At 59.9% G+C, this 15,494-nt stretch carries 13 protein-coding genes; 3 read left to right on the top strand and 10 right to left on the bottom strand.

Features of this window, described 5'->3' with window-relative positions:
• Positions 1–79: 79 nt before the first annotated feature.
• The 9 genes from ACJ8PN_RS21390 to ACJ8PN_RS21350 all read right to left on the bottom strand — a co-directional run bounded on the left by ACJ8PN_RS21390 (position 80) and on the right by ACJ8PN_RS21350 (position 10,215).
• Positions 80–322, bottom strand: coding sequence for an acyl carrier protein (locus tag ACJ8PN_RS21390; RefSeq protein ID WP_033632204.1), 243 nt, complete (start codon positions 320–322; stop codon positions 80–82).
• Positions 323–333: 11 nt separating this feature from the next.
• The gene (locus tag ACJ8PN_RS21385) at positions 334–1,587 is read right to left on the bottom strand and encodes a beta-ketoacyl-[acyl-carrier-protein] synthase family protein (protein ID WP_033645646.1); all 1,254 of its coding nucleotides are present in this window, start codon (positions 1,585–1,587) and stop codon (positions 334–336) included.
• A gap of 2 nt (positions 1,588–1,589) precedes the next feature.
• Positions 1,590–2,969 (bottom strand): efflux transporter outer membrane subunit, encoded by a 1,380-nt coding sequence (locus ACJ8PN_RS21380; protein WP_253718492.1) that lies wholly within the window; start codon positions 2,967–2,969, stop codon positions 1,590–1,592.
• Positions 2,966–4,924 carry an ABC transporter permease gene (locus tag ACJ8PN_RS21375; RefSeq protein WP_351109332.1) on the bottom strand — a complete coding sequence of 653 codons (1,959 nt, stop codon included), beginning with the start codon at positions 4,922–4,924 and terminating at the stop codon, positions 2,966–2,968. The genes ACJ8PN_RS21380 and ACJ8PN_RS21375 overlap by 4 nt, the downstream gene beginning before the upstream one ends.
• Complete coding sequence (locus ACJ8PN_RS21370; protein WP_351109374.1) at positions 4,914–6,041, bottom strand: efflux RND transporter periplasmic adaptor subunit; 1,128 nt, start codon at positions 6,039–6,041, stop codon at positions 4,914–4,916. Before ACJ8PN_RS21370 ends, ACJ8PN_RS21375 begins: the two co-directional genes overlap by 11 nt.
• 40 nt (positions 6,042–6,081) lie before the next feature.
• Positions 6,082–8,205: a peptidase domain-containing ABC transporter gene (locus tag ACJ8PN_RS21365; RefSeq protein ID WP_351109334.1), complete on the bottom strand. Its 2,124-nt coding sequence runs from the start codon at positions 8,203–8,205 to the stop codon at positions 6,082–6,084.
• 19 nt (positions 8,206–8,224) lie between these two features.
• Positions 8,225–9,169, bottom strand: a complete 945-nt coding sequence (locus ACJ8PN_RS21360) for an ABC transporter (RefSeq protein WP_351109336.1) — start codon at positions 9,167–9,169, stop codon at positions 8,225–8,227.
• A complete protein-coding gene (locus ACJ8PN_RS21355) occupies positions 9,169–9,834 on the bottom strand; it encodes a DsbA family protein (protein ID WP_171454679.1) in 666 nt (221 codons plus the stop codon). The genes ACJ8PN_RS21360 and ACJ8PN_RS21355 overlap by 1 nt, the downstream gene beginning before the upstream one ends.
• A 177-nt stretch (positions 9,835–10,011) precedes the next feature.
• Positions 10,012–10,215 (bottom strand): DUF4762 family protein, encoded by a 204-nt coding sequence (locus ACJ8PN_RS21350; RefSeq protein ID WP_171454680.1) that lies wholly within the window; start codon positions 10,213–10,215, stop codon positions 10,012–10,014.
• Positions 10,216–10,640: 425 nt separating this feature from the next.
• Between ACJ8PN_RS21350 and ACJ8PN_RS21345 the strand changes: the two genes are divergently transcribed.
• The 3 genes from ACJ8PN_RS21345 to lldD all read left to right on the top strand — a co-directional run bounded on the left by ACJ8PN_RS21345 (position 10,641) and on the right by lldD (position 14,650).
• Complete coding sequence (locus ACJ8PN_RS21345; protein WP_016929942.1) at positions 10,641–11,561, top strand: LysR family transcriptional regulator; 921 nt, start codon at positions 10,641–10,643, stop codon at positions 11,559–11,561.
• 323 nt (positions 11,562–11,884) lie between these two features.
• Positions 11,885–13,468 (top strand): L-lactate permease, encoded by a 1,584-nt coding sequence (locus tag ACJ8PN_RS21340; protein WP_442535206.1) that lies wholly within the window; start codon positions 11,885–11,887, stop codon positions 13,466–13,468.
• 42 nt (positions 13,469–13,510) lie between these two features.
• Positions 13,511–14,650: an FMN-dependent L-lactate dehydrogenase LldD gene (gene lldD / locus ACJ8PN_RS21335; RefSeq protein ID WP_033632193.1), complete on the top strand. Its 1,140-nt coding sequence runs from the start codon at positions 13,511–13,513 to the stop codon at positions 14,648–14,650.
• Between the two features lies 1 nt (position 14,651).
• On the opposite strand, the gene ACJ8PN_RS21330 is transcribed toward lldD, so the two are convergent.
• Complete coding sequence (locus tag ACJ8PN_RS21330; RefSeq protein WP_171454682.1) at positions 14,652–15,461, bottom strand: MoaF C-terminal domain-containing protein; 810 nt, start codon at positions 15,459–15,461, stop codon at positions 14,652–14,654.
• Between the last annotated feature and the right edge of the window lie 33 nt (positions 15,462–15,494).

The following is a 15,494-nucleotide window of genomic DNA, read 5'->3' as shown; positions in this document are numbered from 1 at the left end:
GGGTAAGGATGAAATAGCAGTTACAACAGACGAAAAACCCAGGCTTTACCTCAACAAGCGATCGCCTGGGGGGATGAAATTATTGACGGATTATCACGTGGCACAATTCGCCGAGGGTCAACTCAGGATGCTCGATCAGCATTTCCGCAGTGAGCGTAATGCCGAATTCTCGCCGAACCAACAACATCAGCTCCATATAATCCAGGCTGTCCAGCCCAAGCTGCTGTAGCGGCATATCCGCCGACAGCATCGTTCTCTCCAGCCCTCTGGCCTCATGCAACAGGCCGCAAATCGCCTCATATAACCGATGATATTTGTCCATACGTTCTAACGTTATCCATAGTGATTGCCAAATATCAGCGCCGCATTGGCGCCGCCGAAACCGAAGCTGAGGCTCATGACATTACGCAGACGACCGTGCCGATGCCCTTCGCGAATATAATCAAGATCGCATTCGGGATCGGTCTCGTGCAAATGGCAGGTTGCCGGCATCATTTGTTGCTGTAATGCTTGCAGGCAGACGATGGCCTCAAAGCTGCCGGATGCGCCAAGCAGGTGCCCGGTATAGGATTTCGTGCTGGAAATCGGTATGCGATAAGCATCGCGTCCCAGCGCCGCCTTGATCGCTTCGGTTTCATTCACGTCGTTTTGCGGCGTAGACGTACCATGCGCATTGATATAGTCGATCTCATGGCTGCCGAGCCCCGCCTGCTCCAAAGCCCGCCGTAGGGTTTTCACCTTAGCCTGAGGATCCTTCGACGGCGCGGTAAGATCAAAAGCATCTGAAAAGTTGCCGTATCCTTTGATTTCGCCCAAAATCGTCGCACCGCGCGCTAAAGCCGCTTCCCGTTCCTCAAGGCATAACACGGCGGCACCTTCCGCCAGGACGAAACCGTTGCGTTCCCGACTAAACGGGCAACTGGCTTTAGTGATATCCTTTTGCTCCCGGCTCAACAAACGCAACGCATCCATATTCCAGATCGCGCCGTTGCCGCGCAACGACTCCGAGGCACCGGCCAGCATCATTGAAGCGCGACCGCTGCGTATCACCTCAAACGCATCGCCAATCGCAATGCCGCCGGTCGCGCAGGCCGCCGCCGGCGAGCCTTGATAGCCCCGCAGCAACCAATGCTGGCCACATATGGCGGTCGCGATATTGGGCATCGCGTGAAAACAGCCAAACAGCTGCCCCAGTCCGGATTGCAGATAGTCCGCATTGTTTTGCATGATCTCATCCTGGCCGCCCCAGCCGCTGCCGATAATCGCCCCGCACTCCAACGACGAATAAAAGTGCGCGGGCCCCACAAAACTGGATGAAAAAGCCATTTCGATCGCCTCCGCGGCTGCGGCAAGCGCCAACCTGGCGAATCTGGGCAAGCGGCGGCTTACCCGCGCGGCAACGCCCTCCAGCGGTGGTTCAGACTCCAGCAAAGCAAAAAAGCGCGCGTGGATCCCCGCCGCCGATTTATCGTGATAACGATAGGCCAGGCGGCTGGCCATGATAGCCTGCCAGTTTTGCTGCACGTTGCCTCCCAGCGCGGTGACGGCACCGTAACCGGTGACCACCACTCGCCTTATTTTCTCCATGCTTATTCTCCTTGCCCCGATGCGAAAGCCTCGTTGCCGCCCAGTGCCAGCCAGAGCTGCATCGTGGCGTTCAGGTAGCGATATTGCAGCGCCGACAGCGAATTTTCGCTGGTCAACACTGCTTCTTGCGCATCCAGCAGCGTTTGCAGCGCGACGGAACCGGCCTGATATTGATGCCGCGCCAACGCCACGGCTTGTCGGCTCATCGCCAGATGCCGCCGCTGGTTGCCGATTTGCCGCTGTGCTTCCAGACGTTGTCGCATGGCGTTGTCCACATCGGCCAGCGCGCGGTAGACCGCATCGCGAAATTGAATCTCCGCCCGCTGCGCCTGCAACGCCGCTTTGTCGCTGGACAAACGCATCTTGCGCCATTCGATAAACGGCAGCGTCAACGTTGCGCCCAGCGAACGCGAAGGTTCACTGAACCACCGGCGGAAAAGCCCGCTGCCGGCATCCAACCCAGCCTCCAGACTCAGCGCCGGATAAAAACTCAATCTGGCCGCCTCCGCTCCGGCCAGCGCCGCTCTCAGGCGGCGCTCTGCCGCCTGAACATCCGGCCTGCGCGCAATCACCTTCGCCGGCTGGCGCTGTACGACAGCCACCTCTTCAAGCGGCAACGAACGCCGTTCGCTATAGCGCAGCAGCGGCGATCGCCCGAACAATAACGCCAACGAGTTACGCGCATCTTCCCGCTGTCGCTCCAGCTCATGCAGCTGATTCTCTCGCGCCAACAGACTTTGTCCCGCCTGCAACAGTTCGAATTGGCCAACGTCGCCGGCGGTGTGACGAGCCCTCACCAGCCGCAAAGTTTCACACGCGATCGCCAGCGCCTGTTGCTGATGGGTGACGTGCTGATTCAAATCGGCAATCTGCCAATACCCGCGCGCGGTCGCACCGATCAAGGTCAACGCGGTATTGCGCCGGTCCAACTCCGAGGCGACGGCCAGCCATTCGGCCTGTTCGCGAATACGTGCCAGCTTGCCCCATAAATCCAGCTCATAGCTCAGAGAAAGCCCCGCACGGTAGCTTTCCTGCGGCGTAGCCGTGCTCCGCAACGTTCGGGTATTGCGGCCGCTCAGGCTGGCGGCCAGATCCGGCGTCAAATTGCCCTGCGCTAATCCGGCCTCCAACACGGCCTCGCGCCACTGCAATCCGGCCAGCGCCAGATCCTGATTCGCGATCAGTACGCCATCGATCAGCGCGGACAGTTGCGGATCATTGAAGTTTTCCCACCAGGTGATGCCCGCCCGCAGTGAACCGGAACGTTCATCGACCACACGCCACTGCGGCGGCAGCGACGGTGGCGACGTGGGGTCGATCGGCCGCCATCCGCAGGCGCTCAGCGACAGCATCACCAGCCCGCAAACCAGAAGTCGGCTCATTCTCGCGCCAGCGCCTCCACCGGCTGCAGGCGCGCGGCGGTGCGAGCGGGAAAGAACCCAAACCCGACACCGATCAACGCCGAGAATCCGCAGGCCAGCAGCAACGGCGGCCAGGTAAAGATCATCGTTACCTGCGGCGCCAATCCGCTCAGAGCCCCTTTAACCAGCGCGGCGCAGGCGATCCCCAACACGCCCCCCAGGCTGCAGATCACCACCGCCTCAATTAAAAACTGCCGCATAATGTCTTTCTCAGCGGCGCCCACCGCCAATCGAATGCCGATCTCATGGGTCCGTTCCGTCACCGAGACCAGCATGATGTTCATTACCCCCACGCCGCCCACCAGCAGCGAGATGGCAGCAATCGCGGTAATCAGCAACTGCATGGAGTCTGAGGCACGCTGAATGGATTGCGTCAGCTGATCGTCGGTCAGAGTGAAGAAATCCCGCCGCCCGTGTTCCACCATCAAACGCCGGGTCACCTCCCTCCCCGCCTCTTCCAGCGTCAGTTTTTCATTCACTCGCATCACAATGGATTCCAGCGGCATATCGCCGGTGATGCGACCAGTCAGGGAGGTATAGGGCAGCCAGGCAAGCGGTTGAGAACCGGCATATTGTGCGCCGCGGCGCTGCGCGACGCCGATCACCCGATAAGGCACACCCGTTATCAGCAACACCGCGCCCACCGGATCTTGCCGGGAAGAAAACAGAGCCTGTTGCAGCAAGGGATCGATCACCGCCACCGGTGCGCGCTCACTCAGATCCTGCGCAGTAAACAGGCCACCGGAAAGCAGCCGAATGCCCTGCGTGCGGAAATACCCCTCGCCGACGCCCATCACGGCGAGTGGCACCTGTTTGCTTTCGCGAACGGCCAGCAGTTGGGTGCCGATCACCGGCGAGATGCTGTCGACGTAAGGCATCGCCGCCAGCAATGCTGCATCACGCGCGCTCAGCGAACGCGCAAAATCGGGGCGCGATTTTTCCCACCCGAGGCCAGGGCGAATCTCCAACGTGCTTGTGCCAAGCTGACTGATTTCATTGAGAATATTACGCCGCGTGCCTTCACCGATGGCGATGGCGGAGACCACTGCCGCAATGCCGATAATGATGCCGAGCATCGACAACACGGCCCGGCCACGATGCCCCAGCAATGCCCGCCAGGCCATACTGACAGCCTCTTTCAGCGCCACGCCCGGCGCCATGCGCTTCAGGGGTGCCACCAGCGGTAGCGGCCGTTCGAACGTAGAATGCTGTCGGGCGGCATCATGGCAACGATCCGCCACGATCTCGCCGTCGCCGATCTCAATGATCCGCCGTGCCTGCTCGGCGATCCGCCGATCGTGTGTCACGATGACCACGGTATGCCCAACCGCGTTCAGCTCGTGCAAAATGGCCATCAACGCCTGACCGCTGGCGCTATCCAGCGCGCCGGTCGGTTCATCGGCCAAAATGATTTCCGCACCGTTCATCAGGGCGCGTGCAATACTGACCCGCTGCTGTTGCCCACCTGAAAGCTGCGCCGGGCGATGACCGCCGCGCTGCGCCAACCCGAGCCGAGTCAACAAATGCGCTGCCCGCTGACGACGTTCTGCGGCCGGCATGGCGGTATACAGCGCCGGGATCGCCACATTCTCGCAGGCGGTCAGGTAAGGCATCAGATGATAGCGCTGGAAGATAAAGCCGATATGCCGGCTGCGAAGCTGCGCCAGGCGATCGCCGTCGGCTTGCCCAATATCCACCCCGTTGATGTGCACATCGCCCTGAGAAGGCTTGTCCAGACAGCCGATAATGTTCATCAGCGTCGATTTTCCAGAACCGGAGGCGCCGACGATAGCGACCATTTCCCCCCGCTGAATGCTCAGGGAAACGCGTTTGAGGACCGCAATTTTCTGCTCCCCGGTCTGAAACTCGCGCGAAACGTTATCCAAAACGATAATGGGATCCGTGCTAGCTGACATGGTCGTCCTCCGCATCAGGCTGCTGCTCCAGCAGCACCCGTTCCCCTGCGCTCAGCCCTTCCAGCACTTCGGCATAGCGACGATCGCGGGTACCGATACGCACTCGGCGTACCACGGTCTGCTCACCTTCCAACACCTTGACCTGGTAACCCCCTTCATCCAATGCCGCACCCAGCGCAGCCATCGGCACCCGCACCACTCCCTGTGCACGTTCGGTAATGATAAATACCTGCGCCGTCATCGAGGTGCGCAGTCGACGTTCGCCATTGGCGACGGCAAACACGCCGTTGTAATACACCGCCGCCGTTTGCTGGCTTGAATTCCTGCCCAGTGGGTCGGTTTCCAGCGCCTCCGGCGGTGCCTGCTGTATCGCGCCCATGGCCCCCTCATATCGGCGGCGGGGATCGGCGGCGACGTAAAACCACAGCGGCTGCCCCGTCTTCACCTGCAAGATGTCATTTTCCGATATGCGGGTATGCACCATCATCGTATCCACGTCTGCCATCACTAAAATGGTCGGCGCGCTTTGCGACGAGACGATGGTTTGCCCTTCTTGGGTGACGATGCCCAGCACCTCGCCGTCGATAGGGGCAGTAATACGGGTAAAAGCCAGATTGGCCCTGGCGGTTTCCTGCGCCACTTCGGCCTGGACGATCTGCGACTCGTTCACTTTCAACTGCGCCAGTTGCGCGTCGCGCTGCGCCTGCGCTTTTTCCAAATCGCTGGCCACGCCGGCGCGGTCGCGCGCCAGCGCCCTTTGCCGCGTCAGCTCCAACTGGTACTGCTTGAGCTGCGCCTGACTCGCCAATTTCTGCGCCTGCGCGCTGCGTAATTCGGCCTGCGACTTGCGCAGTTCGTTAAGTTGCAGCGTCGGATCTATCTCGGCCAAGAGCTGCCCCTGAGTCACCCTGTCCCCCTGTTTGACATACAGTTTTTTCAATTGACCGTTGACCTGCGCGCCAACGTTCACCTGCCGAAGCGGTTTCAGAATCCCGGTCGCCAAGACGCTTTTTTCGATGTCACCGCGATCGACGCGCGCCGTCTGCGGCACCTCGGGCTCAGGGGCGCGATTCAACAAAGACAGCCCGCCCAACAACAGCGTCAGCAAGACAACCATCAGCCATGCCGCTCGTCCCCAGCGTCTCTTTCCAGCCACGTCACCCTGCCTCAGCACAATCATTTGCCCTGGCATCGACGGTGGCTTCAGCCACCAGCCTGCCCTGAGACATGCGTAAAACCCGACCAAACAACGGCAACAGCCGCGGGTTATGTGTCACGGTCACCAGGGTTTTACCCTTCTCGCGGCAATGCGCTACCAGAGCCGACATCACCGCCGCCGCGGTCTTTTCATCCAGATTCGCCGTTGGCTCGTCCAGCACCAACACCGGGCAACGGCTATACATGGCGCGCGCCAGCAACAGACGCTGCCGCTGCCCCAGCGACAGCCCGGCATGGCTCTCCCGTACCAGAGCGTTCACGCCGCCCGGCAGCTGCGCCACCGCGTCCGCCAGCCCCAAGCTGCGCAGCACCTGTTCCACCTGCCGTTGCTGGCCCGGCGCCGACGGCGCGAACAGCGTGATGTTCTGCAACACAGAGGCATTGAACAGAATGTCCTCCTGGCTTTGCAGGAAGAACAGCCGCTGCGCGGCGGCGTTTGCCAGTGTGCGCCCATCCAGACTCAGCTCCCCCCGCTGCGGCGTCAGCAGACAGGCGAGCACCTTCAGCAAGGTGCTCTTGCCCGCGCCGGAACCGCCGCAGATAGCGATGCACTCGCCTCGTTCCAGCGTCAACGACAGGTCGCGTAAAACCGGTTGGCCGGCGTCGTAAGCGAAGCTCACCCCCCGATACGCCAACTGCACATCAAAATGGTTCACGCTTTCGTCGCCAGACCCGGTACGCAGAGATACGGCAGGAAACAGATCCCGCGCACGTTCATCGATAACGTGCAGTTGGTTTTTCTGCAGGACGGCAAAAAAGATCTTGCTGGTGTAAGAGGTAAAGATTTCGCGCAGAAAACTGTAGGCGAAGAAGGCCCCCAAGCTGAGCTCGCCCCCTTTGAGCAACGGCAACGCCAGCAGCATGAACACCACCATTTCCAGGCTGCCAATCAGTTGATAAATGCTGCCTTTGACCTGCTCATAGATCTTTTGCCGCTGCAGGCAGTTGAACAGCGAACGGGCATGTTCGGCGAACCCTTCCTGCCGCTGGCCAGCCAAACCGGCGGACTTGATGGTCGAAAACCCTTGAATGGTTTCCAGAATAAAATCATTCTGCGCCGCCCCTCTCACCTGCAACTGCTGGGTGAAGTGGCGATCGCGATAAATGGCCCAAACGCTGACCGCCCCCATCAGCAGCATGCCGACAACCGGCACCAGCGCCAGCACCGGGCTCAAATAGCCCATCACCGCCAGTGCGATAGCTCCGATGATCCAGTCGGTACGCAGGCCGTTATCCAGTTCGATTTTCTGGCCGGCGGCCATCTGCCAGCTGGTGAAACGGCTGAAAATCTCGCCGGGCGCGCGCTTGCTGAAGAAATTCAGCGAATTTTCCAACAGGCGGGAAAAGCCGGCGGCGCCGTGCAGCAACACGAAGTTTTTGATAAAACGCTCGGTGATGATGCGCGCCATCAGAGCCAGCGCCGTGGATGCCACAAACGCCAGCAGATAGTAGGCGTAAGGGAATGCGATCTCACCGGCCATGGCGAACACCTGATTGATCGCGCTGGCGACCATCATCGGCATGATGAACAGCGTCAGCGAGATAAGAAACGTCATCGCCGCCAGGCGATAAATGCCGGCGATGCCGGCGGTATCCTTCAGGCTTAAACTGGCGAAAGCGCCCCGTCGGCGGCTCCGCACGGCTGGGGCGGTGGACGGTAAATCGTCGCGTTCGAGCACCAATGCGTAGCCGCTGATTTCCGCTTTCAGGGCGGCGTAGGGCAGCAGCTGTTGCCCCAACGCCGGATTCATTACGCAAACGTAACCGCCCTGACGATATGCCAGCAGTACATAGTGGCCCGCGCCGTAATGCAGAATCGCCGGTAGAGGCAGCGCCGCCAGATCCCGGTGCTCGAACGCCACCGGATAAGCCGGCAACGCCAGCTCCCCTAAAATGGCGCACAGCGTCGCCAGCGAAGTGCCGTGTTGCGAAGCGGGGTAACGCTCACGCAGTTCCGTCAATGGCGCGCGAACGCCCTGCGTTTCCGCCAGCATGGCGATGCAGGCCAGCCCGCATTCATTGATTTCGCTCTGCAAGACCGGCGTAGGGAGGGTGTTTTCCATGCGTAGTGATATCCCTGACTTATTCGTTGATAAAAAATAAAGAGTGCGAATGCCACAGCAGCCAATCATCAGCATGTCGCCGCAGGGTGCGCTCGACGATTTCCGGCACGGCGCGGCCGACCTGCTCTGTGGCAATCGGTTCCTCTATGTGAATACGAACGCCGCGATCGTAATAAAGCGAATAGCACACCACCCGAGCCCGCATCGCCCGGGATAATCGAACGATGCCGCTGTGCAAATGCGCCGGCCGGTTGAACAAACGGCAAGCCAGTTTGGCCGAGGCGTCCCGGGTGCTGTTCAAGGTGTAATCCGGCGTGATGTCGGGGAAGAGGATGATGTTGCGCCGATGCTCCGCCGCCTCCAACAGCGCCTGCGACAAGGTGCCGGCAATATGCCGGGGATCGTCGTGAATCGAGCAATAGTCGAGCCGCTGTCGCCATTCCCCCTCAGGCGCTCGCCGCGCTAACGTCTGTACGTCGCCGGAAACGATCACCGTTGCCCGCCCGGGATAAACGCCCGCGCCGACCAGCGTCGCCAATACGTCGGAAACCGTGTGCATCGGCGCCAACAACACCGGCACCCCGGCGCGATGCAGCGGCTCCACCACCTGATTGAGCTGTGAGGTGCACTGCGCCAAACGTTCCATCAACGCGGCGTTGCGGGCCTGGAGCGCCGCCAAATCCAGCCATTGCCGCCGCTGCATCAGCCAGGCGAAGTCCAGCCGGCCGTCGCCCAACAGACTTTGGCGATTCGCTTCAGCGACCGCTTGCCGGTGGCGAAAACGGCGTTGCTGCAGACCCCACCTCAACCGCCTCTGCATCTCCAGCCACAGGCGATAATCCATGCGCCGCAGCAGAGCACACGTCAGACTCCGGCTCACCCCGGTGCGGACAGCCGAGAGACGCGCCACGGTGTCCAGGCCGTTACGCCAGGCCAGATAGCCTCGAACCGCGAGCAGGCGCATCAGGGGGCCAGCGGCTTATCGTGCTGCAACAGCGACAGCAGTTGCTGGCTGAAAGCGGAAAACTCGCGGTCTTGCAACGCCAGCCATTTGCGATTGACGATAAAGCTGGGGGTCGCGTTGACCTGGTAATAACGACTCACCGCCGTCATATACGCCAACAGTTCCTTGACCCGCTCTGAATCTCTGGCCCGCTGATAAGCGGCCTCGTCGATGCCGTTGGCTACCAACCAGGCGCTGAGCTGCTTTTCATCCGCCAGATTGAGGTTTTCTTTGATAATGGCGCGGTAAGCGGCGGGACGGTGCTGCGCCTCGATCCCCATGACCGTCAGGGTGGCGAAGAGGGGCGCAAAGGCCGCCATGCCGGCGTGATCGTCGTCGCTGAGATGCAAACGCACCAATTTGGCCCCCGCCGGTAAGCGTTTTTCCAGCTCGGCTACGCCGCTTTCGTTGACTTCACAATAGTGACAGGCGTAAGAGAACACTTCGACAATCGTATTGTCGTCTTGCAACGGGCTTTGCTCGACTTTTTCCGAAGAGAGAAAACTCAGGCTTTCCGCCGCCGGCGAGGCCATAACGTAATGCTGGAAATAAAGCGCGGTCAAAAAAGAAGAGGCGAAAATAATAACGAGCGTGTAGCTGATAAAAAGCAAGGGACGTTTATACATAACGGACGCATCCTGCGCATTAGTTAATATTCACTTGGCAGAGTGAACGTGTGTAAAAGAATTAACACCGTAAATAATAAAAAGCTAAAGACGACTGCTTCGCCCGATATCAGGCGGGACAGCGTGAACGCTGCCCGCCTGCCCACCACTCATCCAAATGCAGGTGGTCTACCCGCCTTAGCTTGGCGTGGTTGGATTAGTCGGGCAGCTCGCCGTCGGTGCCGGATAGTAGTACTTCTGGACACCACCGAATTTATTCGCACAGGTTTTCACCAGTTGGCAGGTTCTATTGTTGCCGCTGCCCACCCAGGCGAATTCCTTGGTACACACAAAAGTACCGCCGACGATGTTTTCCGCTTCAGACAGATTGATTTTCTTCATTACAATATCCTTATATACATTAAAAGATAAAAACACTACCCATCACTCTGCCTGCAAGACAGAGTAATTCTTCAATACATTGAAAAACATTTAATTGATAACAATGAGAGCGCTGCGAAAAAAATAATAGCCCTCTCATACAAGCAGATCAATACAATTATTTACACCAGGACGCAGCCTTAGTGAAATAAGTAACGCTTGATACAAGGATTATTCTAATTTAATCGCTTATAAAAACATAAAAGTTAATTCCACCCCAGGAATAGCCATGATTTATTTGAAGGATAATTCTCAGTTTAAGAGGTAATTAACCAAGAAAAATTCAGATCCGACCAGTTAATCGGCGCTGGAAACAGGCTGAAAAGATTGCTTCCTGCCGCGCCGGACTTACACTGGGCAACAGGACTCTCACTCTTAGGATGCCCATGCTCGCCACTCACGAATACGCCAACGACCTGATTCTGTTTGCCCTGATTGTCGACTGCGGGTCGTTCAGCAAGGCCGCGGAGAGCGCCGGCATCACCAGCTCGGTGGTCAGCAAACGCATCGGGCGGCTGGAAAAATCGCTGGGTGCCCGCCTGCTGTACCGCACCACCCGCAGCCTGACGCTGACCGAAAGCGGCCAGGCGCTCTACCAGCAGGCCAAAGAGATCGGCGCCAAAGTGCAGGAGGCGCTGTACGCCGTCAGCGAAAAGAGCGAAGAGTTGACCGGCACCATCCGTATGTCGGTGCCGACCATTTCGGGCGAGCTGTTGCTGAGCGAAAGCGTGGCGGAATTTTGCGCCCTGCATCCCAGCCTGAAGGTCGAAATGCGGCTGGAAAACCGCTTCGTCGATCTGGTAGAAGAAGGCATCGATCTGGCGATCCGGACCGGCACCATGCCGGACTCCAGCCTGATTGCCCGGCCGATCTTCGATTCCCGCTGGGTGATCGTCTGCTCGCCGGGCTACCTGGAAAGCCACCCGGAACCGCGCAGCGCCGACGATCTGCTGAGCCACAACTGCCTGACCTACACCTACCAGGAGAGCGGCACCGCCAACTGGCTGATGAAGCGGCCGGGGCGCAACGACATCTACGAGCTGCAGGTTAACGGCAACCTGTCGGCCAACAATGCGCGGGCGATCCGCAAAGCGGTGATCGGCGGCCACGGCATCGCCATGGTGCCGCGCTGCATGGTGTATGAAGATTTGCAGGACGGTAAACTGACGGAGATCCTGGCCGGCCACTGCGGCAAAGTGCTGGGCATTTACGCCGTTTATCCTTACACCCGCAATCTGCCGTTAAAAACCCGTCTGCTGATCGAACATATCATCGGTTCCTACCAAAATATCAGCCATTATTTTTGAGTTCCCTGCTCTGATTATTTCCCTGCGGCCGTAAAAAGACGCGGGGATTACCGCATTTTTGGACATGAACTATTGAACATTACCGCTTAATTAATGTGAACTCACGCATTCATCACACAAAAACGCTTCCTATCAAACTGATTTTAAAGCAGTTAATTTAACGCCTCCTGCCGGCCAGTTTCCCACCGCCGGCGCCGTTCACCGATGTTAAAAAATTACCGCATGGCGTCGTCGCCAACGTTGTGATTAGAATGAAAATGTTGCGGTAATTAACCTTTCAGCTACATATCTCTGCCCATAAAAATAATAACCCTGAGGATCTTATGCCCCTGCTTTTCAGTATTGCGCCCATCGTCCTGCTGATTTGGATGATGACCAAAAGGAATGGCGTGCCCTCTTACCTCGCTCTGCCGCTGACGGCCGCCGTGGTGTATGCCGTACAGCTCCTGTGGTTCGATGCCTCGCTGCGGCTGCTGCATGCCAATATCATCACCGCGCTGGTGTCGACGCTGACGCCGATCACCATCATTGCCGGCGCCATCCTGCTCAACAAACTGATGCAGGTAAGCGGCGCGGAAAACGTGGTGCGCCGCTGGCTGGAAACCATCAGCCCCAATCCCGTGGCCCAACTGATGATTATCGGCTGGGCGTTCGCCTTTATGATCGAGGGCGCCAGCGGCTTCGGCACCCCGGCCGCCATCGCCGCGCCGATTCTGGTCGGGCTGGGCTTCAACCCGCTGCGCGTCGCCCTGCTGACGCTGGTGATGAACTCGGTACCGGTCTCCTTCGGCGCCGTGGGCACCCCTACCTGGTTCGGCTTTGCCAATCTCGGCCTGTCGGACGCCAGCCTGCTGGAGATCGGCCGGCAAACCGCGCTGATCCACTTCGTCGCCGGCTTCGTCATTCCTCTGCTGGCACTGCGCTTTATCGTTTCCTGGCGGGATATCTGCCGTAACCTGCCGTTTATCCTGCTCAGCGTGCTGAGCTGCACTGTGCCCTATCTGCTGCTGGCCCAGGTGAACTATGAGTTCCCGGCGCTGGTCGGCGGCGCGATCGGCCTGGCGCTCTCGGTGCTGCTGGCGCGCGGCGGCATCGGCCTCGCCCGCGGCGACAAACCGCAGAGCACCGGGCAGGCGGTGCCGTTCATGCAGGTGGTCAAGGCCATGACCCCGACCCTGCTGCTGATTGCTATTCTGATAGTGACGCGCGTCCACCAGCTGGGCCTCAAAGCGCTGCTCAACAACACCGCGCTGCTGTGGCGGGAAAACCTCGGCTGGCTCGGAGAGCTCCGCATCAGCCGGGCGCTGATCGTCGAACTGCAGCAGGTGCTGGGTACCTCCGCCGCCGCCGGCTACAAAACGCTGTATGTCCCGGCGCTGATCCCGTTCCTGTTGGTGGTGCTGCTGTGCATTCCGTTGTTCCGGCTGAATGGCGGCCAGGTGCGGCAAATGTTCAGCGAAACCGGCGGGCGCATCGCGCGGCCCTTTATTGCGCTGTTCGGCGCGCTGGTGATGGTCAACCTGATGATGCAGGGCGGCGACAACGCGCCGGTGATCCTGATCGGCAAAGCGCTGGCGGCGCTGACCGGCGACAGCTGGCTGCTGTTCTCGTCGTTCCTCGGCGCGCTGGGCTCGTTCTTCTCCGGCTCCAATACCGTTTCGAACCTGACGTTCGGCGGCATTCAGCAGTCGATCGCCCAGAGCAGCGGTCTTGACGTCAACCTGACGCTGGCCTTGCAGTCCGTCGGCGGCGCCATGGGCAACATGGTGTGCCTGAACAACATTATCGCGGTCTGTTCGATCCTCGGGATCGGCAACGCCGAAGGCAAAATCATCAGAAAGACCGTACTGCCGATGCTGGCGTACGGCGGGATCGCCGCCGCCATGGCGGCGATCCTAACGCTCTGACTGAATACTCGTTATCGCAAGCAAGACAAGAAGGTAAACACTATGATCATCTCCGCGTCAACCGACTACCGGGCCGCCGCCCAGGCCAAACTGCCGCCGTTTCTGTTTCACTACATCGACGGCGGGGCCTACGCGGAGCATACGCTGAAGCGCAATACCGCGGATCTGGCCGATATTGCCTTGCGCCAGCGCGTGCTGCGCAATATGTCCGAACTCAGCCTGGAGACCACGCTGTTCGGCGAGCAGCTGGCGATGCCGGTGGCGCTGGGGCCGGTGGGGCTGACCGGCATGTACGCCCGCCGCGGCGAAGTGCAGGCCGCGCGCGCCGCGGCCAAAAAAGGCATTCCGTTCACGCTGTCCACCGTGTCGGTCTGCCCGATCGAAGAGGTGGCGCCGGCGATCGATCGGCCGATGTGGTTCCAGCTCTACGTGCTGAAAGATCGCGGCTTTATGCGCAACGCGCTGGAGCGCGCCAAGGCCGCCGGCGTGAAAACGCTGGTGTTCACCGTCGACATGCCGGTGCCGGGCGCCCGTTATCGCGACGCCCATTCGGGGATGAGTGGCCCTAACGCCGCCCTGCGCCGCGTGCTGCAGGCGTTTACCCATCCGCAGTGGGCCTGGGATGTCGGCCTGTTCGGCAAGCCGCACGATCTGGGCAACGTCTCGGCCTACCGCGGCAAACCGACCAGCCTGGAAGACTACATCGGCTGGCTGGGCGCCAACTTCGATCCGTCGATTTCCTGGAAAGATCTGGAGTGGATCCGCGAATTCTGGGACGGCCCGATGATCATCAAAGGCATTCTGGATCCGGAAGACGCCAAAGACGCAGTGCGCTTCGGCGCCGACGGCATCATCGTCTCCAACCACGGCGGCCGCCAGCTGGACGGCGTGCTGTCGACCGCGCGCGCCATGCCGGCGATCGCCGACGCGGTGAAAGGCGACATTACCTTACTGGCCGATTCCGGCATCCGCAGCGGCCTGGACGTGGTGCGCATGATCGCGCTGGGCGCCGACAGCGTGCTGCTGGGGCGCGCCTTCGTCTATGCGCTGGCGGCGGCCGGCGAAGCCGGGGTGGCTAACTTGCTGGATCTGATCGACAAAGAGATGCGCGTCGCCATGACGCTCACCGGCGCGAAAACCATTGCGGAGATCAACGCCGGATCGCTGGTCAGAAACGCCTGAATCAAAGCGGCTGTACCCCTTCCGGGTAGGCGTTGTAGCTCATCTTGCTGATGAACGCCCCGGCCGGTGACACCAACACCCGGCCGGCGGCGTCCAACCCGAGGAAGGTGCCGGTGCAGCGCCCGGAGATAAAGTCGAAGAAGAACACCGAGCACACCGGGATAATCTTTTCCCGGAAGGTGAACAGGAACATCTCGTCCTCAAATTTGTAGTAAGTGGCGTAGTCCATGTCGCCGTGGCCGAATTGTTCGCCGCGCAGGTTTTGCCAGGCGTAGCGCTCGGTGTTGACGTAGAAGTGTTCGTAATAGTGGTTGGGGCTGTAGACATTCAGCGTGCGATAACCGATCAGCTCGCGGGTCAGATGCGGCGCGACGCCGCCCGGCGTGACGCCGGCAATCTGCCCAACGTGGAAGCTTTGCTTAAGGCGGGATCCCTTTTCCACCGTTTGCTCGGGCAGCAACGAGCTGCGCACCAGCAGCGCCCGGCCGCTGTCGCGGTTGAGCACCAGCGTCAGGCATTCGTTGCCCGGCGTCTGCAGCGGAATATTGAAGAAATAGCGCGCGGCGGAGGTTTGCACCTCTTCGTAAGCGTCCTCGCCGCTCTCCCCGCCCCAGGCCCACAGCACCCGCTGCCGATCGGCGCTGAAACGCAGCGTGATTTCCCCGCCGTCTTCAAAGGCGATCTGCAACGTTTTGCCGCGCCAGTCCTGAGTGCCCGGCAGCCGATTGGTGTCGATGCCGCGCGCGAAATCGTCGTAATTCTTCCAGTCCGGTTCGGCATTTTGATTCAGTACGGATGGTTCTGCTGACATCTTCGCTCTCCTTGATTAAATGGGATGAAAATC

This window comes from Serratia sp. CY76391 (assembly GCF_052166695.1).
GTDB classification, from domain to species: Bacteria; Pseudomonadota; Gammaproteobacteria; order Enterobacterales; family Enterobacteriaceae; genus Serratia; species Serratia nematodiphila.
The sequence above is the reverse complement of the archived record's forward strand: the minus strand, read 5'-3'. Positions and strand labels throughout refer to the sequence as shown.

What these genes read in the sequence shown, in the direction of transcription:
- ACJ8PN_RS21355 (WP_171454679.1), bottom strand. Translation starts at nt 9,834, where the DNA reads ATGTATAAACGTCCCTTGCTTTTTATCAGCTACACGCTCGTTATTATT.
- ACJ8PN_RS21385 (WP_033645646.1), bottom strand. Translation starts at nt 1,587, where the DNA reads ATGGAGAAAATAAGGCGAGTGGTGGTCACCGGTTACGGTGCCGTCACC.
- ACJ8PN_RS21340 (WP_442535206.1), top strand. Translation starts at nt 11,885, where the DNA reads ATGCCCCTGCTTTTCAGTATTGCGCCCATCGTCCTGCTGATTTGGATG.
- ACJ8PN_RS21375 (WP_351109332.1), bottom strand. Translation starts at nt 4,924, where the DNA reads ATGTCAGCTAGCACGGATCCCATTATCGTTTTGGATAACGTTTCGCGC.
- lldD (WP_033632193.1), top strand. Translation starts at nt 13,511, where the DNA reads ATGATCATCTCCGCGTCAACCGACTACCGGGCCGCCGCCCAGGCCAAA.
- ACJ8PN_RS21390 (WP_033632204.1), bottom strand. Translation starts at nt 322, where the DNA reads ATGGACAAATATCATCGGTTATATGAGGCGATTTGCGGCCTGTTGCAT.
- ACJ8PN_RS21380 (WP_253718492.1), bottom strand. Translation starts at nt 2,969, where the DNA reads ATGAGCCGACTTCTGGTTTGCGGGCTGGTGATGCTGTCGCTGAGCGCC.
- ACJ8PN_RS21370 (WP_351109374.1), bottom strand. Translation starts at nt 6,041, where the DNA reads ATGGTTGTCTTGCTGACGCTGTTGTTGGGCGGGCTGTCTTTGTTGAAT.
- ACJ8PN_RS21345 (WP_016929942.1), top strand. Translation starts at nt 10,641, where the DNA reads ATGCTCGCCACTCACGAATACGCCAACGACCTGATTCTGTTTGCCCTG.
- ACJ8PN_RS21365 (WP_351109334.1), bottom strand. Translation starts at nt 8,205, where the DNA reads ATGGAAAACACCCTCCCTACGCCGGTCTTGCAGAGCGAAATCAATGAA.
- ACJ8PN_RS21350 (WP_171454680.1), bottom strand. Translation starts at nt 10,215, where the DNA reads ATGAAGAAAATCAATCTGTCTGAAGCGGAAAACATCGTCGGCGGTACT.
- ACJ8PN_RS21360 (WP_351109336.1), bottom strand. Translation starts at nt 9,169, where the DNA reads ATGCGCCTGCTCGCGGTTCGAGGCTATCTGGCCTGGCGTAACGGCCTG.
- ACJ8PN_RS21330 (WP_171454682.1), bottom strand. Translation starts at nt 15,461, where the DNA reads ATGTCAGCAGAACCATCCGTACTGAATCAAAATGCCGAACCGGACTGG.